The sequence below is a fragment of the Paraburkholderia sp. JPY419 genome, assembly GCF_050435705.1.
Lineage (GTDB): Bacteria > Pseudomonadota > Gammaproteobacteria > Burkholderiales > Burkholderiaceae > Paraburkholderia > Paraburkholderia youngii.
In genome coordinates, this window is sequence record NZ_JBNDKV010000002.1 from 3,415,665 (window position 1) to 3,434,639 (window position 18,975).

17 protein-coding genes and 1 pseudogene are annotated in these 18,975 nt (G+C 65.4%); 8 read left to right on the forward strand and 10 right to left on the reverse strand.

Features of this window, described 5'->3' with window-relative positions:
- The first annotated feature begins 71 nt into the window (after nt 1–71).
- The 4 genes from tsaB to QFZ91_RS21925 are packed head-to-tail and all read left to right on the forward strand — an operon-like array spanning nt 72 to nt 3,400.
- A complete protein-coding gene (gene tsaB / locus QFZ91_RS21910; RefSeq protein ID WP_429568400.1) occupies nt 72–908 on the forward strand; it encodes a tRNA (adenosine(37)-N6)-threonylcarbamoyltransferase complex dimerization subunit type 1 TsaB in 837 nt (278 codons plus the stop codon).
- The gene (gene rimI, locus QFZ91_RS21915; RefSeq protein WP_176368941.1) at nt 905–1,399 is read left to right on the forward strand and encodes a ribosomal protein S18-alanine N-acetyltransferase; all 495 of its coding nucleotides are present in this window, start codon (nt 905–907) and stop codon (nt 1,397–1,399) included. The genes tsaB and rimI overlap by 4 nt, the downstream gene beginning before the upstream one ends.
- The gene (locus QFZ91_RS21920; protein WP_429568401.1) at nt 1,386–2,372 is read left to right on the forward strand and encodes a uracil-DNA glycosylase family protein; all 987 of its coding nucleotides are present in this window, start codon (nt 1,386–1,388) and stop codon (nt 2,370–2,372) included. The genes rimI and QFZ91_RS21920 overlap by 14 nt, the downstream gene beginning before the upstream one ends.
- Nucleotides 2,369–3,400 carry a DUF1853 family protein gene (locus QFZ91_RS21925; protein ID WP_429568402.1) on the forward strand — a complete coding sequence of 344 codons (1,032 nt, stop codon included), beginning with the start codon at nt 2,369–2,371 and terminating at the stop codon, nt 3,398–3,400. Before QFZ91_RS21920 ends, QFZ91_RS21925 begins: the two co-directional genes overlap by 4 nt.
- A gap of 6 nt (nt 3,401–3,406) precedes the next feature.
- On the opposite strand, the gene thiD is transcribed toward QFZ91_RS21925, so the two are convergent.
- The gene (gene thiD / locus QFZ91_RS21930; RefSeq protein WP_429568403.1) at nt 3,407–4,213 is read right to left on the reverse strand and encodes a bifunctional hydroxymethylpyrimidine kinase/phosphomethylpyrimidine kinase; all 807 of its coding nucleotides are present in this window, start codon (nt 4,211–4,213) and stop codon (nt 3,407–3,409) included.
- A gap of 61 nt (nt 4,214–4,274) precedes the next feature.
- Nucleotides 4,275–5,582 carry a lysophospholipid transporter LplT gene (gene lplT, locus QFZ91_RS21935; RefSeq protein ID WP_176108269.1) on the reverse strand — a complete coding sequence of 436 codons (1,308 nt, stop codon included), beginning with the start codon at nt 5,580–5,582 and terminating at the stop codon, nt 4,275–4,277.
- A gap of 218 nt (nt 5,583–5,800) precedes the next feature.
- On the opposite strand from lplT, the gene alr reads away from it, so the two are divergent.
- From alr to QFZ91_RS21950, 3 genes are all read left to right on the forward strand, one after another.
- Nucleotides 5,801–6,871, forward strand: coding sequence for an alanine racemase (gene alr / locus QFZ91_RS21940; protein WP_429568404.1), 1,071 nt, complete (start codon nt 5,801–5,803; stop codon nt 6,869–6,871).
- Between the two features lie 3 nt (nt 6,872–6,874).
- Entirely contained in the window at nt 6,875–8,251 is a 1,377-nt protein-coding gene (gene radA, locus QFZ91_RS21945) for a DNA repair protein RadA (protein WP_429568405.1), read from the forward strand.
- Between the two features lie 152 nt (nt 8,252–8,403).
- Nucleotides 8,404–8,682, forward strand: coding sequence for a DUF2866 domain-containing protein (locus QFZ91_RS21950; protein ID WP_176108271.1), 279 nt, complete (start codon nt 8,404–8,406; stop codon nt 8,680–8,682).
- Nucleotides 8,683–8,692: 10 nt separating this feature from the next.
- Here the strand turns inward: QFZ91_RS21950 and QFZ91_RS21955 are convergent, their stop codons facing one another.
- Complete coding sequence (locus tag QFZ91_RS21955; RefSeq protein ID WP_429568406.1) at nt 8,693–9,748, reverse strand: CaiB/BaiF CoA transferase family protein; 1,056 nt, start codon at nt 9,746–9,748, stop codon at nt 8,693–8,695.
- Nucleotides 9,749–9,872: 124 nt separating this feature from the next.
- Complete coding sequence (locus tag QFZ91_RS21960; RefSeq protein WP_429568407.1) at nt 9,873–11,828, reverse strand: ATP-binding cassette domain-containing protein; 1,956 nt, start codon at nt 11,826–11,828, stop codon at nt 9,873–9,875.
- Between the two features lie 166 nt (nt 11,829–11,994).
- On the opposite strand from QFZ91_RS21960, the gene QFZ91_RS21965 reads away from it, so the two are divergent.
- Nucleotides 11,995–12,474, forward strand: coding sequence for a glutathione peroxidase (locus tag QFZ91_RS21965; protein WP_013089718.1), 480 nt, complete (start codon nt 11,995–11,997; stop codon nt 12,472–12,474).
- A gap of 11 nt (nt 12,475–12,485) precedes the next feature.
- On the opposite strand, the gene cls is transcribed toward QFZ91_RS21965, so the two are convergent.
- The 6 genes and pseudogenes from cls to dapC all read right to left on the reverse strand — a co-directional run bounded on the left by cls (nt 12,486) and on the right by dapC (nt 18,898).
- Entirely contained in the window at nt 12,486–13,973 is a 1,488-nt protein-coding gene (gene cls / locus QFZ91_RS21970) for a cardiolipin synthase (protein WP_429568408.1), read from the reverse strand.
- Nucleotides 13,974–14,254: 281 nt separating this feature from the next.
- Nucleotides 14,255–15,139: a 50S ribosomal protein L3 N(5)-glutamine methyltransferase gene (gene prmB, locus QFZ91_RS21975; protein ID WP_368592676.1), complete on the reverse strand. Its 885-nt coding sequence runs from the start codon at nt 15,137–15,139 to the stop codon at nt 14,255–14,257.
- 14 nt (nt 15,140–15,153) lie between these two features.
- Nucleotides 15,154–16,293: a succinyl-diaminopimelate desuccinylase gene (dapE, locus tag QFZ91_RS21980; RefSeq protein WP_176379207.1), complete on the reverse strand. Its 1,140-nt coding sequence runs from the start codon at nt 16,291–16,293 to the stop codon at nt 15,154–15,156.
- Between the two features lie 128 nt (nt 16,294–16,421).
- Nucleotides 16,422–16,787 carry an ArsC family reductase gene (locus QFZ91_RS21985; RefSeq protein ID WP_176124961.1) on the reverse strand — a complete coding sequence of 122 codons (366 nt, stop codon included), beginning with the start codon at nt 16,785–16,787 and terminating at the stop codon, nt 16,422–16,424.
- Nucleotides 16,787–17,614, reverse strand: a complete 828-nt coding sequence (gene dapD / locus QFZ91_RS21990; RefSeq protein WP_008923562.1) for a 2,3,4,5-tetrahydropyridine-2,6-dicarboxylate N-succinyltransferase — start codon at nt 17,612–17,614, stop codon at nt 16,787–16,789. The genes QFZ91_RS21985 and dapD overlap by 1 nt, the downstream gene beginning before the upstream one ends.
- A gap of 62 nt (nt 17,615–17,676) precedes the next feature.
- Nucleotides 17,677–18,898, reverse strand: a pseudogene (dapC, locus tag QFZ91_RS21995) (succinyldiaminopimelate transaminase).
- Nucleotides 18,899–18,975 lie beyond the last annotated feature (77 nt).

Genomic DNA, 18,975 nt, shown 5'->3' on the forward strand with positions numbered 1-18,975 from the left:
CGGCCGCGAAGGGGGCAGCGTGGTCGCGCAAACCACCATTCACGCGCACCGCGCCGATTACAATACGGTCCATGACTCAAACAGTGCTCCTTGCAATCGATACTTCGACCGAATTCTGTTCGGCGGCGCTCATGTCCGCGTCCGTCGATGCCGCCGGTCAGCCCAACGCCGAACCGCGCGTCTGGGTTCGTCACGAACAAACCGGCGCGGTGTCCAGTACCCGCCTGCTGCCGGCGATCCGCGAACTGTTCGACGAAGCCGGCCTCACGTTGGCGGACTGCGACGCGATCGCGTTCGGCTCGGGTCCGGGTTCGTTCACCGGACTGCGTACGGCGACCGGTGTCGCCCAAGGCCTCGCGTTCGGCCTGAACCTGCCGGTCGTACCGATCGGCACGCTGCTCGCGTGCGCGGAGAGCGCCCGCCTGCGCGATCCGTCGACGACGCGCGTGCTCGCCGCGCTCGACGCGCGCATGGACGAAATCTACTGGGCCGACTATGCGTGGGACGACGCGCAACACGAATGGCGCGCCGTTCAGACGGCGTCGCTCGATGCGCCCGAGCGGATCGTGTTGCCCGACGTACCCTTCACACTCGCCGGCAACGCGGCCGCCGCGTTCGGCGAGCGGTTGCCGGCGGTCGCGGCCGCGCGAAGCGTCGATGGCGAGGCGTTGCCGCATGCGTTGCCGCTCGCGTACGCGGCGCTGCGCGCGTTTCATGCGGGTCGCACGGTACCAGCCGATCAGGCCGCGCCCGAGTACGTCCGCGACAAGGTCGCGCAGACGACCGCCGAGCGCATGGCCGACAAAGCGGCGAAATCAGCCAAAGCGGCTCATAGCGCCGGGCAGTCCGCACAGAGTGCGCCCAACGGCGCGGCTGGCCAGCCGTCCCACGACGAGGCGCGCCCATGAGCGGCGTGTTGCTCACGGACCGCTACATGTCGCCGATGACCGAAAGCGACCTGGACGAAGTCGCCGCGATCGAGAAGCTAGCGTATGAGTTTCCGTGGAGTCGCGGCAACTTCGGCGACTCGCTGCGCAACGGCTATTTCGGCGTCTGTCTGCGTCACGTGACGGGCACTTTGATCGGCTATTGCGTGCTGATGCCGGTCGTCGATGAAATGCATCTGCTGAATCTTTGCGTCGCACCGCAAGCGCAAGGCGCCGGCGCGGGCCTCGCGCTCCTGCGCGAGGCGGTGCGCATCACGCACGCGGAGAAGCTCGAGGGGCTGCTGCTCGAAGTGCGGCCGTCGAATCATCGGGCGATCCGTTTATACGAGCGCTTTGGCTTCGCATCGATCGGCCGGCGCAAAAATTATTATCCGGCGCGGCATCGCGCCCGGGAGGACGCGATCGTGATGCGTCTGTCGTTCGGCACGGAGGGCGAGGATGGCGCTGCATGAATCGGTGCTCGAAGAATTTGGACTCGCGCCGTTGTGGGTGCGTCGCGGACTCACCGCGCGGGAGGCGGAGGCCGGGCAGGGTGATGCGTCGCAGTCGCTGCGGGAACACGCAAACGACGAGCGTCGCGCGGAACCGGCGCCGCAGATCGCGCGCGAACCGCTGCGCGCATCCGCCGACGCGCAGCCGCAGCAAGCGACGCGTGAATCCGCACCGCGCTTCGACGAAACCGCCGCACGCCGCGAGCCATTGCAACCGCAACCCGACTTTTCAGTCCCGCCGACTTTCGACGCCCCACCCGACGACGACTTCGCGTGGTTCGACGATCCAACCGCATCGGCCCCCGCACCCGCCGAAGCACGCCGCGACGCGCCCGCTCTGCCGGCTATCCACACGCTCGATTGGGAGGCGCTCGCCGAGCGCGTCGCCGGATGCGAGGCCTGCCGGCTGTGCGAAAAGCGCACGAACACGGTGTTCGGCGTCGGCGATCGCGAGGCCGACTGGATGCTGATCGGTGAAGCGCCCGGCGAGAACGAAGACCGTCAAGGCGAACCGTTCGTCGGCCAGGCCGGCAAGCTCCTCGACAACATGCTGCATTCGCTCGCGCTCGCGCGCGGCACCAACGTCTATATCGCGAACGTGATCAAGTGCCGGCCGCCTGGCAACCGCAATCCGCAGCCAGATGAGGTCGCGCGTTGCGAACCTTATCTGCAGCGCCAGGTGTCGCTCGTGAAGCCGAAGCTGATCGTCGCGCTCGGCCGGTTCGCCGCGCAAAGTCTGCTGAAGACCGAGGCGAGCATTTCGTCGCTGCGCGGCCGCGTGCATGCGTACGAGGGTGTACCGGTGATCGTCACCTATCATCCGGCCTATCTGCTGCGTAGCCTGCCCGACAAGGCCAAGGCATGGACGGACCTGTGCCTTGCGCGCGCCACGTGGCTCGCGAACGGCGGCGCGCCGTCGAACGAATCAAAGTGACGATCCCCGAGGGACCGGCGGCGCGCGTGCCCGCCGCGTCTGTCAGCCGCGCGGCGCTTCTCGATACGTTGCTGGGTTTGCGTGACGATGCTTCAGTCGATGCGCTGCGCGATCCCGCCGTCCGCGATCTCGCCTGGCTGCTGCTGAGTCCCGATCTGTTGCGCCCTCAGCCTCCCGCGGGCGCGCTCGCCGATCCATTCGACACACCGCAGGAATTACAGGCCACGCTCGACTGGCTGCACGCGCTCGATGCCACTCCAGAACCTCTGCATCAGGATCTCGCGGCAACGCGCATCACTCGTCTTGGCCGCTACGCCGAACGCCTGCTGGGCTTTTTCCTTCGTCATGGGCCGGGCACGCAACTTATCGCAGCGGGTGTGCCGCTACGGCACGCGGGCCGCACGCTCGGTGAATGCGATTTCCTCGTGCGCACACGCGAGGGCGCGCGACTGCATTGGGAACTCGCAGTGAAGTGCTATCTGCATGCGGGCGATCCGAATGGGGCAGAGGCGGCGAGTCTCGCCGATTATGTCGGCCCCAATCTGAAGGACCGCTTCGATCTGAAGCTCGCGCATCTTCTCGATCATCAGTTGCCGCTCAGCGCACGCGACGAATTTGCATCGACGGGCTATACGGGCGCGTGGACGCCGCAGATGTTCGTCAAAGGCTGGCTGTTTTACCGGCATGGCACCACGCCCGCCGATCCTGCCGAACTCGATCCCGCGCATGGCCGCGGCTGGTGGGTTACGCATCGCGACTGGCCGGCTTTCGAGTGCGCGCACACGCACAAGTGGCGGCTGTTGCCGCGGCTCGAATGGCTCGCGCCGCAGTATCGAATGCAAGCCGGCGCGGACGACTCGAGCTATGTCGACGCAACCGCGCTCGCCGCTCGAATCTCACCGCAATACGGCCCGACGATGGTTGCCGGATTCATCGAAGACAACACGGGACGTCTGCTCGAGCGCTCGCGCGGCTTTATCGTGCCCGACGACTGGCCCGAACACGCGCGGCGTTACGCGAAGCAATAGCGTCGCTCACCACCAGCGATGAAAGTGATGCACCGGCCCCACGCCGTGGCCGACGGCGAGCCGCTCGCTCGCCTGCAGCGCACCGGTTAGATAAACCTTCGCATCGGCCACGGCGCTAGCGAGATCGTCGCGCTGCGGAATCAACGCCGTGATCGCTGACGACAACGTGCAGCCAGTTCCATGCGTGTTCTTCACCGGCACGCGCGGACCGCCGAGACGCAACGTGCCGCTTTCCTGCACGAGCCAGTCGGGGCTATCGGTCGCGCTCAGATGGCCGCCCTTCATCAGCACCGCGCGCGCGCCGAGCCCACGCAGCGCTTCGCCTTGCTCGACCATGCCGGCTTCGCCGGTGGCGGGCTGCGTGCCGAGCAACGCGGCCGCTTCCGGCAAATTCGGCGTCAGCAGATCGGCGAGCGGCAGCAGTTCGTCGCGTACCACCGCGACCGCATCGGGCAGCAATAGCGCGTGATTGCTCTTCGAGATCATCACCGTGTCGAGCACGATGTGTTTGGGCCGGTGACGGCGCAGCGCGTCGGCGACCGCGCGCGCGATCGGCGCGTTCGCGAGCATGCCGATCTTCACCGCGTCGATGCGGATGTCGTCGAACACCGCGTCGAGCTGCGCGGTGATGAACCCTGGGTCCGGCGCGTGGATCGCGGTCACGCCGCGCGTGTTCTGCGCGGTCAGCGCGGTGATCACGCTCGCGCCATAGGCGCCGAGCGCGGAGAAGGCCTTCAGATCGGCCTGGATGCCGGCGCCGCCGCCGGAATCGGAACCGGCGATCGTCAGCACATTGGGAATCGTTTGAGTCATGGTCGAGCGAGGAAGAAGAAGGGCGCGCTCGTGCGTGTCGCGGCCGGCCCGGCGCGGTTGATCAGTGCTTGGCTTCGCCGATCAGCGCGACCGAATCGAACGCGCGCTGGTTCGCCTGGTGGCGTCGCATCACGAGCCACATCATCACGCACACGAAGGTGCCGAACAGCACGATCACGACGGTAACCGGCACGTCGAGCCACACGAGCACCGCGTACAGGCACAGCATCACGAGCACGGACAGATTCTCGTTGAAGTTCTGCACGGCGATCGAATGGCCCGCCGACAGCAGCACGTGCCCCCGATGCTGCAGCAGCGCATTCATCGGCACGACGAAAAAGCCCGACAGGCCGCCCACGAACATCAGGAAGATATACGCGAAGATCAGATAGCCCGACACGTGCATGCGGCCGAAATAAATGCCCCAGTGCGGGGGAAACAGATCGCGCGTGTAGAACGCCATCAGCATCACGGAGATACCCATCATGATGCCGACCGGCAAGACCGACAGCGACTTCTTCAACGGCACACGCGAAGCCGCAAAAATCGCGCCGCCCGCGACGCCCACCGCGACCACCGCCTGCAGGATCGCCGCCTCTGACAGCGACATGCCCAACGACACCTCGGCCCATTTCAGCACGATGAATTGCAGCGTCGCGCCCGCGCCCCAGAACAGCGTCGTCACGGCGAGCGAAATCTGTCCGAGCTTGTCACGCCACAGCACGAGAAAGCAGTCGGCGAAATCGGTGATCAGACGGATCGGACCGTGTTCCTGGCGCGGATAGCGCGCGCCGGTGTCGGGAATGCGCAGATTGAATAGCGCGGCGACCACGTAAATGCCCATGATCACCAGCATCGCGGCTTCCGCAGGCGTGTTCACGGTGGGGACGTGCCATTTGAGAATCGGCGCGGCGATGTGCGGGCTGATCAGCGCGCCGCCGAGGACCGTGCCGAGAATGATCGAGCCGACCGTGGTGCCTTCGATCCAGCCGTTCGCGGCGACCAGCCGGTCAGGCGGCAACAGTTCGGTGAGAATGCCGTATTTGGCAGGCGAGTAGGCCGCCGCGCCGAAGCCGACGATGCCGTACGCAATCAGCGGATGCGCGCCGACCAGCATCGTGATGCAGCCGACCACCTTGATCGTATTGGTGATGAACATCACGCGTCCTTTCGGACGGGAGTCGGCGAATGCGCCGACGAAGGCGGCAAGGACGACGTACGACAGCACAAAAAACAGCTTGAGCAGCGGCGTCATCCAGTTCGGAGCATGAAGGTCTTTCAGCAGTGCGATAGCGGCGATCAGAAGCGCATTGTCGGCCAGCGACGAAAAAAACTGCGCGGCCATGATGGTGTAAAAGCCTTTTTTCATCTGATGCGATGCTGTCCTCGCTGCGGTCCGTCCGCCCCGGCCGTTTGTTATGCGTCCGGGCTTATGCCGATCGAAATGGGTTGTGCGCACGGCTTTATATCATGAAAATAGATGGATTCAGACTAGCAGAATCCTTGATCGCACCGCCCAGCGGGCCGCAGAGCGCTGAAAACGCCTTGTAAGCCGCTGATTCGCAAGTGTCTTTTCGAAAAAATCCCATGCCGCGCCCCCTTTCCGCCACGATTCATACCGCTGCTCTCGCCAATAACCTCGCTGTCGCGCGGCGCTATGCGCCGAAATCGAAAATCTGGGCCGTCGTCAAGGCTAATGCCTACGGGCATGGCCTCGCGCGCGTGTTTCCCGGATTGCGCGCGACGGACGGCTTTGGGTTGCTGGACCTCGAAGAAGCGGTGAAGTTGCGTGAATTGGGCTGGGCAGGCCCAATTCTTCTGCTGGAAGGCTTTTTTCGGCCGACCGACATCGACGTAATCGACCGCTACAGCTTGACCACGGCGCTGCATTCCGACGAGCAGCTGCGCATGCTCGAAATGGCGCGCCTGTCGAAACCGGTCAATATCCAGTTGAAGATGAACACCGGCATGAACCGGCTCGGCTATACGGTCGAAAAATTCCGTGCCGCATGGGAGCGCGCGCGCGCCTGCCCAGGGGTCGGCCAGATCACGTTGATGACGCATTTTTCCGATGCCGATGGCGAGCGCGGCATTGCTCATCAGATGGATGCGTTCGAGCGCGGCGCGCAGGGCATCGCCGGTGCGCGCAGCCTGTCGAATTCGGCCGCGACGCTGTGGCATCCGGAAGCGCATTTCGACTGGGTGCGTCCCGGCATCATCCTGTACGGCGCGTCGCCGTCCGGCGTGACGGCCGCGATCGACGGCACCGGCCTGCAGCCCGCGATGACGCTCGCGTCGGAACTGATCGCCGTGCAAACGCTCCGCGAAGGCAGTTCGGTCGGCTATGGGTCGACGTTCACCGCGCGCGGGCCGATGCGCATCGGCGTGGTCGCCTGCGGTTACGCGGATGGCTATCCGCGCGTCGCGCCCGAAGGCACGCCGGTGATCGTCGATGGCGTGCGCACGCGAATCGTTGGACGTGTGTCGATGGACATGCTGACCGTCGACCTGACCCCGGTGCCGACCGCCAACGTCGGCTCGCGCGTGGAACTGTGGGGTACCGCGCTGCCGATCGACGACGTCGCGCAGGCCTGCGGCACGATCGGCTACGAGCTGATGTGCGCGGTCGCGCCGCGTGTGCCGGTTCGGGCGGAGTAACGCGTGGCGAAAGCGAAGACGTTGTACATCTGCGGCGAATGCGGCGGACAGTCGTCGAAGTGGTCCGGTCAATGCCCGTCCTGCCAGGCGTGGAACACGCTCGTCGAATCGGTCGCCGAGGCGCCGTCCGGTCACCGTTTCCAGTCGCTTGCGAAGAGCACACCAGTGCGGCGCCTCGCCGACATCGACGCGTCGGACGTGCCACGCTTTTCCACCGGCGTCAGCGAATTCGACCGCGTGCTCGGCGGCGGCCTCGTGCCGGGCGGCGTGGTGTTGATCGGCGGCGATCCGGGCATCGGTAAATCGACGCTGCTGTTGCAGTCGCTCGCGGAAATCGCCGCGGACAAGCGCGCGCTCTATATCAGCGGCGAAGAATCGGGCGCGCAGATCGCGTTGCGCGCGCAACGGCTCGCACTGCTCGAACCCGGCTCGAAGGCGAGCGAACTGCAATTGCTCGCGGAAATCCAGCTCGAGAAGATTCAGGCGACGATCACCGAGCAACGGCCCGAAGTCGCCGTGATCGATTCGATCCAGACCGTCTATTCGGATGCTTTGACATCGGCACCGGGCTCGGTTGCGCAAGTGCGCGAGTGCGCCGCGCAACTCACGCGCATCGCCAAGCAGTCGGGCACCACGATCATCATGGTCGGGCACGTGACGAAAGAGGGCGCGCTTGCGGGGCCGCGCGTGCTCGAACATATCGTCGATACGGTGCTGTATTTCGAGGGGGATACGCACTCGTCGTACCGTCTCGTGCGCGCGATCAAGAACCGCTTCGGCGCGGTCAACGAGCTCGGCGTGTTCGCGATGACCGAGCGTGGTTTGCGCGGCGTCGCGAATCCGTCGGCATTGTTTTTGTCGCAGCACGAGCAGTCGGTGCCGGGTTCGTGCGTGCTCGTCACGCAGGAGGGCACCCGGCCGTTGCTTGTCGAAGTGCAGGCGCTCGTCGATTCGGCCAACGCGCCGAATCCGCGCCGCCTCGCGGTCGGCCTCGAACAGAACCGGCTCGCGATGCTGCTCGCGGTGCTGCATCGGCACGCGGGCATCGCCTGTTTCGATCAGGACGTGTTCCTGAACGCGGTGGGCGGCGTGAAGATCTCCGAGCCCGCCGCCGACCTCTCGGTACTGCTCGCGATTCATTCGTCGATGCGCAACAAGCCGCTGCCGAAAGGGCTCGTCGTGTTCGGCGAAGTCGGCCTCGCCGGCGAAATCCGGCCATCGCCGCGCGGTCAGGAACGCCTGAAGGAAGCGGCCAAGCTCGGCTTCTCGGTGGCGGTGATTCCGAAGGCCAATGCACCGAAGCAGCCGATCGAAGGCTTACAGGTCGTTGCGGTCGAACGGATCGAACAGGCCATCGACCGCGTCCGCTCGCTCGAATAGACGGAGCCGGGACGGCTCGCCGGTACTTTGTGCGCTTGCGGTCCCGTAATGCCCTGTAAATATCGCCATATTGGCTGTAACCTGGCCGCCATACCTTTTTCCTAAGCTGCAATGATATGCATCCCTTCTGATGCTCGAAAAAGGATCGCGCTTTGAAACAGTCACATGAAACCGCTGCCGACCAGCACATCCAGGTGCGCGGCTGCCGGGTCTCCGCACCGATTCATCAGCCTTGGGGCGGCGCTTGCCGAATCGTCGAGTGGATCGACACCGCCGGGCAGATCTCGCGGCGGGTGGTGGCCGAAGACGTGACAGCCGCCGAAGTGCGCGCCACGATCAGCCGCCATGTGGAAGGTCGCAAGCACTTGCTGTACGACGACGAGAAATCGCCGCGTCAAACGTTGCCGCGACAGACGGCGACGCGGCGTTGACGGTGGCGGTTCAGGCCCCGTCGTCGTCTGAGTCGGCGGCGCTCGCGGCCACCGCCGCATACGCGTGCGGATTGAACAGCGGATGCTGCGCCGCTTCAGCGGGCGTGAGCACCGGCGACACGCAGCAATCGAGCGATTCCAACGATTCCACCCATTCGCCGAGCGTGCGCGTCGCGATCACCTCAGCGAGTTCCCGGATGAGCGCCAAGGCATCGGGACCGCCGATCGCCTGCCCCAGGCTCCAGTGACGCGTCGCCCATTCGGGCCGGTCGAGCGCCATGCACAGCGTTTCCCAGAACTTCAATTCGAGCGCGCCGACCGCGAGCCAGCGCTCATCGCTCGTGCGGTACAGGTTGTAGCAGGGCACGCCGCCATTCAACAGACCACTGCCCGCGGCGGGCGCCGCCCCTTCGTTGAGCAGCGAGACCTGCGCGACGAAGTTGTGCGCATAGCTCGTGTGTGTCATCGATACATCGACGAAGCGGCCCGCGCCGCCTCGCGCGACATGCCAGAGCGCGGCGAGAATCTGCGTGACCGCGCTCAAGGCGCCACCGAGCAGATCGGCGATCTGGAAGTTCGGCAGGATCGGCGCACCGTCGCGGCTTGCCAGTTGATCGAGCACGCCCGCATAGCCGATGTAGTTCAGGTCGTGACCGGCATGGTCCGCGAATGGACCGCTTGCGCCATATCCGCTGATCGCGCAATAGACGAGCCGCGGATTGGCTGCGCTGAGCGTCGCGTAACCCAGGCCGAGTCGCTCCATCACGCCGGGCCGGGAGCTCTCGATCAGAACGTCGGCTTCGGCCGCGAGCGCGCGCAGCACGTTGCGTCCCGCTTCCGATTTGAGGTCGAGGCGCGTCTCGCGCTTGCCGCGATTGACCATCCGGTAGAACGCACCGGGCCGGCCCGCGACACGATCGCTCGACGATTGCATCATCGTGCGCGTCGGGTCGCCCGCGCCGGGCGCCTCGATCTTCAGCACATCGGCGCCGAGTTCGGCGAGACGCAGCGCGGCCGCCGGCCCCGGCAAGAGGCGCGTGAGGTCGAGCACGCGGAGTCCTTGCAACGGTGGCGGCACCTCGGTTGCCGTTGCAGCTGCGGGTCCAGACACCGATGACGCGGACGACGAGTTCGCAAGTGACAAAACCAAGCTCCCGTGGATGCCGGCGCGGCCCGGCCGTTGCGTGCCGCTAGCCGATCTGTTCGAGTTCCTCGTGCGTCTCGAGCCATTCGGCTTCGAGCGTATCGAGGCGCGCGTTCACGTCTGCCTGACGGCGGATCGCCTCCGTCAGTTTGCTCTTCTGCTCCGGCTCGTAACTCGCGGGATCGGCGACGAATGTATCTAGCGTCGTCTTCTCCGCGTTGAGCGCGTCCATTTCCTTTTCGATCTTCGCGATACGGCTTTGCAGCGGCTTTTTCAGATGCGCGAGCTTCTGCCGCGTTTCCGCTTCGAGGCGACGCTGCTCCTTGCGATTGACGTTGCTGTCGCCATTTGCCGCGCCGCTGGACGCTGCGTCCGACGCACCGGAAGCATTCGCCTTCAACGCCGCGCGCTGCTCGGCCGCATGCTGCAGCAGCCAGTCGCGATAGTCGTCGAGATCGCCGTCGAATTCCTGCAGACGATGCTTCGCGACCAGCATGAACTGATCGGTCGTCGCGCGCAGCAGATGGCGGTCGTGCGACACCAGAATCAGCGTGCCTTCGAATTGCGCGAGCGCCATCGTCAGCGCGTGGCGCGTTTCGAGATCGAGGTGGTTGGTCGGCTCGTCGAGCAGCAGCAGGTTCGGCTTCTGCCAGATGATCAGCGCGAGCGCGAGGCGTGCCTTCTCGCCGCCCGAGAACGGCGCGATCTTCGCGGTCGCCATGTCGCCGGAAAAGTTGAAGCTGCCGAGGAAGTCGCGCAGTTCCTGCTCGCGCGTATCGGGCGCGAGACGCGCGAGGTGCTGCAACGGCGTGTCGTCCGGGCGCAGCGTTTCGAGCTGATGCTGCGCGAAGTAGCCGATGCGCAAACCCTTGCCTTCGCGCACGTGGCCGGAGAGCGGTTCGAGCGTGCCCGCGAGCGTCTTGATCAGCGTCGACTTGCCCTGGCCGTTCGCACCGAGCAGGCCGATGCGCTGACCGTTCTGGATCGACAGCATCACGCGCTCGACGATCGGAATCTCGCTGCCGTCTTCGGCGTGATAGCCACAGCGCACGTCTTCCATCACCATCATCGGATTCGGCGCGGAGTCGGGCGTACGGAACTCGAACGTGAACGGCGATGCGACGTGCGCGGGCGCGATCAGCTCCATCTTCTCGAGCGCCTTCACCCGGCTTTGCGCCTGACGCGCCTTGGTGGCCTGTGCCTTGAAGCGGTTGATGTAGCTCTGCAGATGCGCGACCGTGCGCTGCTGCTTTTCGTACGCGCTCTGTTGCAGCGCGATCTGCTGCGCGCGCAGCACTTCGAATTCCGAGTAGTTGCCGCCGTAGCGCTTGATCTGCTGGTTCTCGAGATGCAGCGTGACATTGCAGACGGAATCGAGAAACTCGCGGTCGTGCGAGATCACGATCAGCGTGCCGGCATAGCGATTGAGCCAGTCTTCGAGCCACACGATCGCGTCGAGGTCGAGGTGGTTGGTCGGTTCGTCGAGCAGCAGCAGGTCGGAGCGGCACATCAGCGCCTGCGCGAGATTCAGCCGCATGCGCCAGCCGCCCGAGAAGCTCGTGACCGGCTCACGGGTCTGGTCGAGCGTGAAGCCGAGGCCGAGCAGCAACGCTTCGGCGCGAGCCGGCGCGGTGTAGCCGTCGGCGTCGGCGAACGCGGCGTGGGCTTCGGCTTCGGCCGCGCCGTCGTGCGCCGCGGAGGCCGAAGCGATGCGCGCCTCGATGTCGCGCAGCGCGGCGTCGCCGTCGAGCGTGTAGGCGAGGGCGGTTTTGTCGACGGCGGGGGTTTCCTGCGCGACGTGGGCGATGCGCCAGGTCGGCGGGATCGAGAAATCGCCGCCGTCCGCATGCAGCTCGCCGCGCAGCACGGCGAACAGCGTTGACTTGCCCGCGCCGTTCGCCCCGACGAGGCCGGCTTTTTCACCGGGGTTCAACGTGAACGTGGTGTTGTCGAAAAGCGGCTTGGTGCCGCGCGCGAGGCTGAACTGATTGAAGCGGATCACGACGTGGCCGGCTGAAGAAAACCGCTATTTTAGACTGCCCGGCGGGTTGCCGGGCGCACGGCGCCGATCGCCCGGCTGTCACATCGAGCGCAGCCGCCATCGGCCATTCGGTTGACTGTATCGGCAGCGCTTTTGGCATAGACTGACGGCTTTCACGGGAGGGCACATGACATCGATCTATTCGTTTTCGGCACGCACGCTCGGCGGCGAGGAAGCGAGTCTCGCGAAGTACCAAGGCAAGGTGATGCTGATTGTCAATACCGCGAGCGAATGCGGGTTCACGCCGCAGTACGCGGGCTTGCAGAAGCTGTACGACGCCTATGCGGCGCGCGGGCTCGCGGTGCTCGGCTTTCCGTGCAATCAGTTCGGCAAGCAGGAGCCGGGCGACGCCGCGCAGATCGGCAGCTTCTGCGAGAAGAACTACGGCGTGACGTTCCCGATGTTCGACAAGATCGACGTGAACGGCCCGAACGCGCACCCGCTGTTCCGTTACCTGACGATCGAAGCGCCGGGGCTGCTCGGCCTCGAGGCGATCAAGTGGAATTTCACGAAGTTTCTGATTGGCCGCGACGGCAACGTGGTCAAGCGCTATGCGCCGCTGACGAAGCCCGAGGCGATCACCGAGGATATCGAAGCGCTGCTGTAACAGGAGCGCTTTTACAGGATCGGCGAAAAGAGCCGCGCGACGTGCATCAGCATGCGTCGCAGCGCGTTCGCCTTGCGGTACTCGTCGCGATCGATTTCACGCGACTCGGCGAAGTCGTCGAGCAGCATCGTTTCGACTTCGAGCGCGAAGCCGCGGTCGACGGTCAGCACCATGATCTCGAAGTTCAGACGGAACGAACGGTTGTCGAGATTGGCGCTGCCGATCGCGGCCGCGCTGCTGTCGATCAGCACGACCTTCTGGTGCAGGAAACCCGGCTGATAGCGGAAGATGCGAATGCCTGCGCGCAGCGAGTCGTATGCGTATAGCTTCGACGCCTCGAACACCACGCGGTGATCGCGCCGGCTCGGAATCAGGATGCGCACGTCGACGCCGCGCAGCGCCGCGAGCCGCAGCGCGGCGAACACCGCCTCGTCGGGCACGAGGTAGGGCGTCGTGATCCAGATCCGTTCGCGCGCCGCGTTGATCGCTTCGACGAAAAACAGCGAGCAGGTCTCCTGTTTGTCGGCCGGGCCGCTCGGCAGCACGATGCAGTGCATGTTGTTCGCGGGGCGTTCGATGGTGTCGCGGGCGTCGTGCTGTTCGACGGATGGGACGGCTGATTCAGCGGCCGGCAGGTCGAACTCGGGCAACTGCTGCGTGGCCCAGTACCAGTCCTCGATAAAAACGAACTGGATGCTGGCGACCGCCGGGCCGCGCACCTCGATGTGCGTATCGCGCCACGGCGACAGCGGCGGCTTCGCGCCCAGATATTCGACGCCTACGTTGTGACCGCCAATAAACGCGCGCTCGCCGTCGACCGCCACGATCTTGCGGTGATTGCGGAAGTTCAGTTGCAGACGGTTGACGAAGCGGCGGTTCGTCGCGAACGGCTGCATCTCGATGCCGGCCGCGCGCAGTGCCGCGACGTAGCGGTGCGGCAGATCGAAGCTGCCGATGCTGTCATACAGAAAGTACACGCGCACGCCTTGTTGCGCTTTCGCGATCAGCGCGTCTTTCAGCATGTCGCCGAGCGCGTCGGCGCGCACGATGAAGAACTGCACGATTACATAGCGGCGCGCGTTCTGGATCGCGTCGAAGATCGCCTCGAAAGTCGCCGTGCCGTTGATCAGTGTGCGCACGGTATTGCCGGGCAGGAACGGCATGCCGCCGAGGCGCGTCAGCGACTGCACGAGCCGCGAGCCGAGCTGCTGCGTCGGCAGCCCGGCCGACGACGCGTGCGTGTCCCACACCTGCGGATGCGCGCGTGTGCGCAGCAGCTCGTTCTCGACGCGGCGCGCGTCCGCGTAGCCGGCGAACTTGCTGCGGCCAAGGAACAGGTAGGGCACGAGCGTCAGATAAGGCATCGCGACGAGCGACACGGCCCACGCGATCGCCCCTTGCGAGGTGCGGGTATGGAGGATCGCGTGAGCAGCCGCGATGATGCCGAGAATGTGGGCAAGGAGAACCAGCGGGCCGACGTGAAGCAGGTCGAATGTCATAAGCTCGCGAACAGTTGGCGAAGCGCCGTGATTCAGGAAACGGAGGCGGGCACAGGCTCGCTTCGTGGTCTGCGGCGAACGCGTCGGGCAACGAATTCAGACTGCGGCTGCGGCGCCTGGGAAAGCGCCAAAAACGGGCTAAAAACCCGCGCTAAAAAATAGCGCAAAAACTCGTACGAAGAAACCGTGTGTGCTGCGGCGCGCGGCGCGCGCGTCACTTGCGAAATCCGCTGCAAGCGGCGCCGCGCACGTCGCGCAATCAAACGGACAGCACGCCGCACTCAGACCGGCAAGTCGCTGGCCTGAATCAGGAACACGTTGTCGTCGCCGGCGCTGGTGGACAGCCACACGAGGTCCAGACCGCCGAACGCCGCTTCGACGTGCTCGCGTTCGTTGCCGATCTCGATGACGAGTACGCCGTCTTCGGTCAGCCAGTTGCGCGCGTCGGCAATGATCCGGCGCACGATGTCCATGCCGTCCGCGCCACCCGCGAGTGCCATCTCCGGCTCGTGCTTGTATTCGGCCGGCAACTCCTGCATCGACTTCGCGTTCACGTACGGCGGGTTGCTGATGATCACGTCGTAGCGGCGCTCGGCGAGCGGCGCGTACAGATCGCCTTCGAACAGCGCGATGCGGTCGTCGAGGTGGTAGTCGAGCACGTTGCGCGTCGCGACTTCGAGTGCGGGCGCGGACAGATCGACCGCGTCGACGTCGGCGTTCGGGAACGCGTGGGCGGCGAGGATCGCGAGACAACCAGAGCCGGTGCACAGCTCGAGCACCGCGCCGACCTGCTCGGGGTCCTCGACGTACGGCTGCAGGCCGTCCTGCAGCAGCTCGCCGATGAACGAGCGAGGCACGATCACGCGCTCGTCGACGTAAAAGTGATAGCCGTGCATCCACGCTTCCTGCGTGATGTACGCGGCCGGCACGCGTTCGGCCGCGCGTCGCTCGATCACGTTCAGCACCGCCTCGATTTCGGCCGTGGTCAGGCGCGCATCGAGAAACGGCTCGAGCAGGTCGAGCGGCAGGTGCAGCGTGTGCAGAATCAGATAGGCGGCTTCGTCGTAGGCATTGGCCGAGCCGTGGCCGAAAGACAGCTTGGCCTCGCTAAAACGCGACACTGCATAACGCAGCAGGTCGCGGACGGTGCAAAAAGGAAGCGTCATCGCAAGGTTCCTGGTTATGCGATCAGTTGTTCGAGCACGCGGCGATACACGTTCTTCAGCGGCTCGATATGGGCGACTTCGATATGTTCGTCGATCTTGTGGATGCTCGCGTTAAGCGGACCGAACTCGATCACCTGCTTGCAGATGCGCGCGATGAAGCGGCCGTCCGACGTGCCGCCGGTGGTCGACAGCTCGGTGTCGACGCCGGTCTCGTCCTTGATCGCTTGTGCGAGCGCGCTCGACAGCTCGCCGCGCGGGGTGAGAAACGGCAGGCCGCTCACGGTCCAATGCAGTTCGTATTCGAGGCCGTGTTTGTCGAGAATCGCATGCACGCGCTTTTGCAGTCCTTCGACGGTGCTCGCGGTCGAGAAGCGGAAGTTGAACATCACGTCCGCATGGCCGGGGATCACGTTGGTCGCGCCGGCGCCGCTGTGGATGTTCGACACCTGCCAGGTGGTCGGCGGGAAATATTCGTTGCCATCGTCCCAGCGCTCGGCAACGAGCTCGGCGAGCGCTGGCGCGAGCAGGTGCACCGGATTCTTCGCCAGATGCGGATAAGCGATATGGCCTTGCACGCCCTTGACGACCAGCTTGCCCGACATCGACCCGCGCCGGCCGTTCTTGACCATGTCGCCGAACCGCTCGCTCGACGTCGGCTCGCCCACGATGCAGTAGTCCATGCGCTCACCGCGCTCCTGCAATGCTTCGACGACCTTGACGGTGCCGTCGGTGGCGGGACCTTCCTCGTCGCTCGTGATCAGGAACGCGATCGAGCCGCGGTGCCGAGGGTTGGCCGCGACGAACTCCTCGCTCGCGACGACGAAGCCGGCGATCGACGCCTTCATGTCCGCCGCGCCGCGGCCGTACAGCTTGCCGTCGCGCTGGGTCGGCTCGAACGGCGCCGAGCGCCATTGTTCGAGCGGGCCGGTCGGCACCACGTCGGTGTGACCGGCGAACGCGAGCAGCTTGCCCGCGGTGCCGTCGACGCCGCGTTTTACGGCCCACAGGTTGGTCACACCGTTGGATTCGATCGTCTCGTGTTCGAAGCCGAGCGCGGCCAAGCGCTCGATCAACAGACGCTGGCAATGCTGGTCGTCGGGCGTCACGGACGCGCGCGCGATCAGTTGTTCGGTAAGGGCGAGGGTGCCGGACATGGATTCAGTACAAGCCACTTTGAAATGAAAAAATGCCGGCTCGCGGTGAGCCACCGCAGCCGGCAACAGCCTTTGAACGACGCGGCGCGAGGCCGCGCGTCTCACTGCCTTGTGCCTGAGTCTGGCGCTCAGGCAAACAGCGCCGCGTAGTCGTCGGCGGAAAAACCGAGCGACTTCACGCGCCCGTTCACGACCAGCACCGGCCGCTTGATCACCGACGGCTTGTGGATCATCAGTGCGATCGCGCCCGGCTGCGTTTCAGCGGCCGCCTTCATGTCGTCGGACAGCGCGCGCCACGTCGTGCCGCGGCGGTTCAGCAGCGCGTCGAGCTTGACGTCCTTGAGCCAGTCCTGCACGAGCGGCTCGGTCACGCCGGCCTTCTTGAAGTCGTGAAACTCGAACTCGACGCCGTGCTCTTCGAGCCACACACGTGCCTTCTTCACGGTGTCGCAGTTCGGAATGCCATAGACGACGGTTTTGGTGCCGCGCGCCATCAGTCGCCTCGCAGCAACTCGTTCAGGCCGACCTTTGCGCGCGTTTTCGCGTCGACCTTCTTGACGATGACCGCGCAGTACAGGCTGTGCGTGCCGTCCTTCGACGGCAGGTTGCCCGCCACCACGACCGAGCCCGCCGGAATGCGGCCGTACGTGACTTCGCCGGTTTCGCGGTCGTAAATCTTGGTGCTCTGCCCGAGGTAGACGCCCATCGAGATCACCGAGTTTTCCTCGACGATCACGCCTTCGACGACTTCCGAGCGCGCGCCGATGAAGCAGTTGTCTTCGATGATGACGGGGTTCGCCTGCAGCGGCTCCAGCACGCCGCCGATGCCGACGCCGCCCGACAGGTGCACGTTCTTGCCGATCTGCGCGCACGAGCCGACGGTGGCCCACGTGTCGACCATCGTGCCTTCGTCGACGTATGCGCCGATGTTGGTGTACGACGGCATCAGCACGACATTCTTCGCGATGAACGAGCCGCGGCGCGCGATCGCGGGCGGCACCACGCGGAAGCCGCCGGCGGCGAAGTCTTCAGCGGTGTAGTTGGCGAACTTCGACGGCACCTTGTCGTAGAACTGGCTGTAGCCGCCGGCCGGCATCGGCGCGTTGTCTTCCAGACGGAACGACAGCAGCACGGCCTTCTTCAGCCACTGGTTGACGACCCAGTCGCCGTCCTTCTTTTCGGCGACGCGCAGCGCGCCCTTATCGAGTTGCTCGATCGCGTGGGCGACGGCTTCGCGCACTTCGGCCGGCGCGGCTTTCGGCGACAGCTCGGCGCGGTTGTCCCAGGCGGTATCGATGATGCTCTGAAGTTGTTGCGACATATGCGTGATTTTATGAAGGGTTGAAGTCTGGAGACGGGGATGCGGTGCGGCTCGGATGCGGCTCAAGCCGCAGCGAGAGATCGGCAGAATTCGACGATCCGCTGCGCGCCTGCCGTGCATTCGTCGACATCGGCGACGAGCGCGAGGCGCACGAAATTGCGGCCGGGGTTCACGCCGTGCGCGGTGCGCGCGAGGAACGAGCCCGGCAGAACCGTCACATTATAGTCGGCGTAGAGGCGCTGGGCGAACTCGGTGTCCGTGAGGCCGGTGCGCTCGACATTGGCCCACAGGTAGAACGCGGCGTCGGGCAGGCGCACGTCGAGCACGTCGGCGAGCATCGGCGTGACGGTGGTGAACTTCTGCAGGTACTTCGCGCGGTTCTCGCGCACGTGGGTCTCGTCGCTCCACGCGACCACGCTCGCGCTCTGGTACACGGTGGAGAGCGCCGCGCCGTGGTACGTGCGGTACAGCAGGAACGACTTCAGGATCGACGCGTCGCCGGCGACGAAGCCCGAGCGCATGCCCGGCACGTTCGAGCGCTTCGACAGGCTCGATAGCATCACGAGGCGCTCGAAGCCGCGGCCGAGCTGGTGGGCCGCTTCGAGACCGCCGAGCGGCGGCTTCGACTCGTCGAAATAGATTTCCGAGTAGCACTCGTCCGACGCGATCACGAAGCCGTAGCGGTCCGACAGCGCGAACAGTTCGCGCCAGTCGTCGAGCGTGAGCACGGCGCCGGTCGGGTTGCCCGGCGAGCAGACGTACAGCAGTTGCGTGCGCGCCCAGACGTCGGCGGGCACCGCCGAGTAGTCGCACGCGAAGTTGCGCGCCGGGTCGCTGTTGACGAAGTACGGCTGGGCGCCGCCGAGCAGCGCCGCGCCTTCGTAGATTTGGTAGAACGGGTTCGGACAGAGTACGATCGCAGGCTCTCCGTCGGCATTGCGGCGCGGGTTCAGCACCGTCTGCGCGAGCGCGAACAGCGCCTCGCGCGAACCGGACACCGGCAGCACATCGGTCAGCGGATCGAGCGGCGGCAGGTTGTAGCGTTGCGTGACCCACTTCGCGATCGACTGACGCAGCGGCGCCGAGCCGAGCGTGGCCGGATAGGCGGCGAGGCCGCCGAGCGAAGCGATGACGGCGTCGCGGATCAGCGGCGGCGTCGGATGTTTCGGCTCGCCGATGCCGAAGCTGATATGCGCGAGGCCGGCCGGCGGCGTGATGTCCTTGAAAAGCAGGCGCAGGCTTTTCGAACGGATAGGGCTGAAGGGAGTCGAGTAGCGGATTCACGGAACGAGTTGGCCTGATCGGAATGGACGCGGATGAAAGTCGGGACGACCGGGCACGCGCGCCGGCGGGCGTCGGTG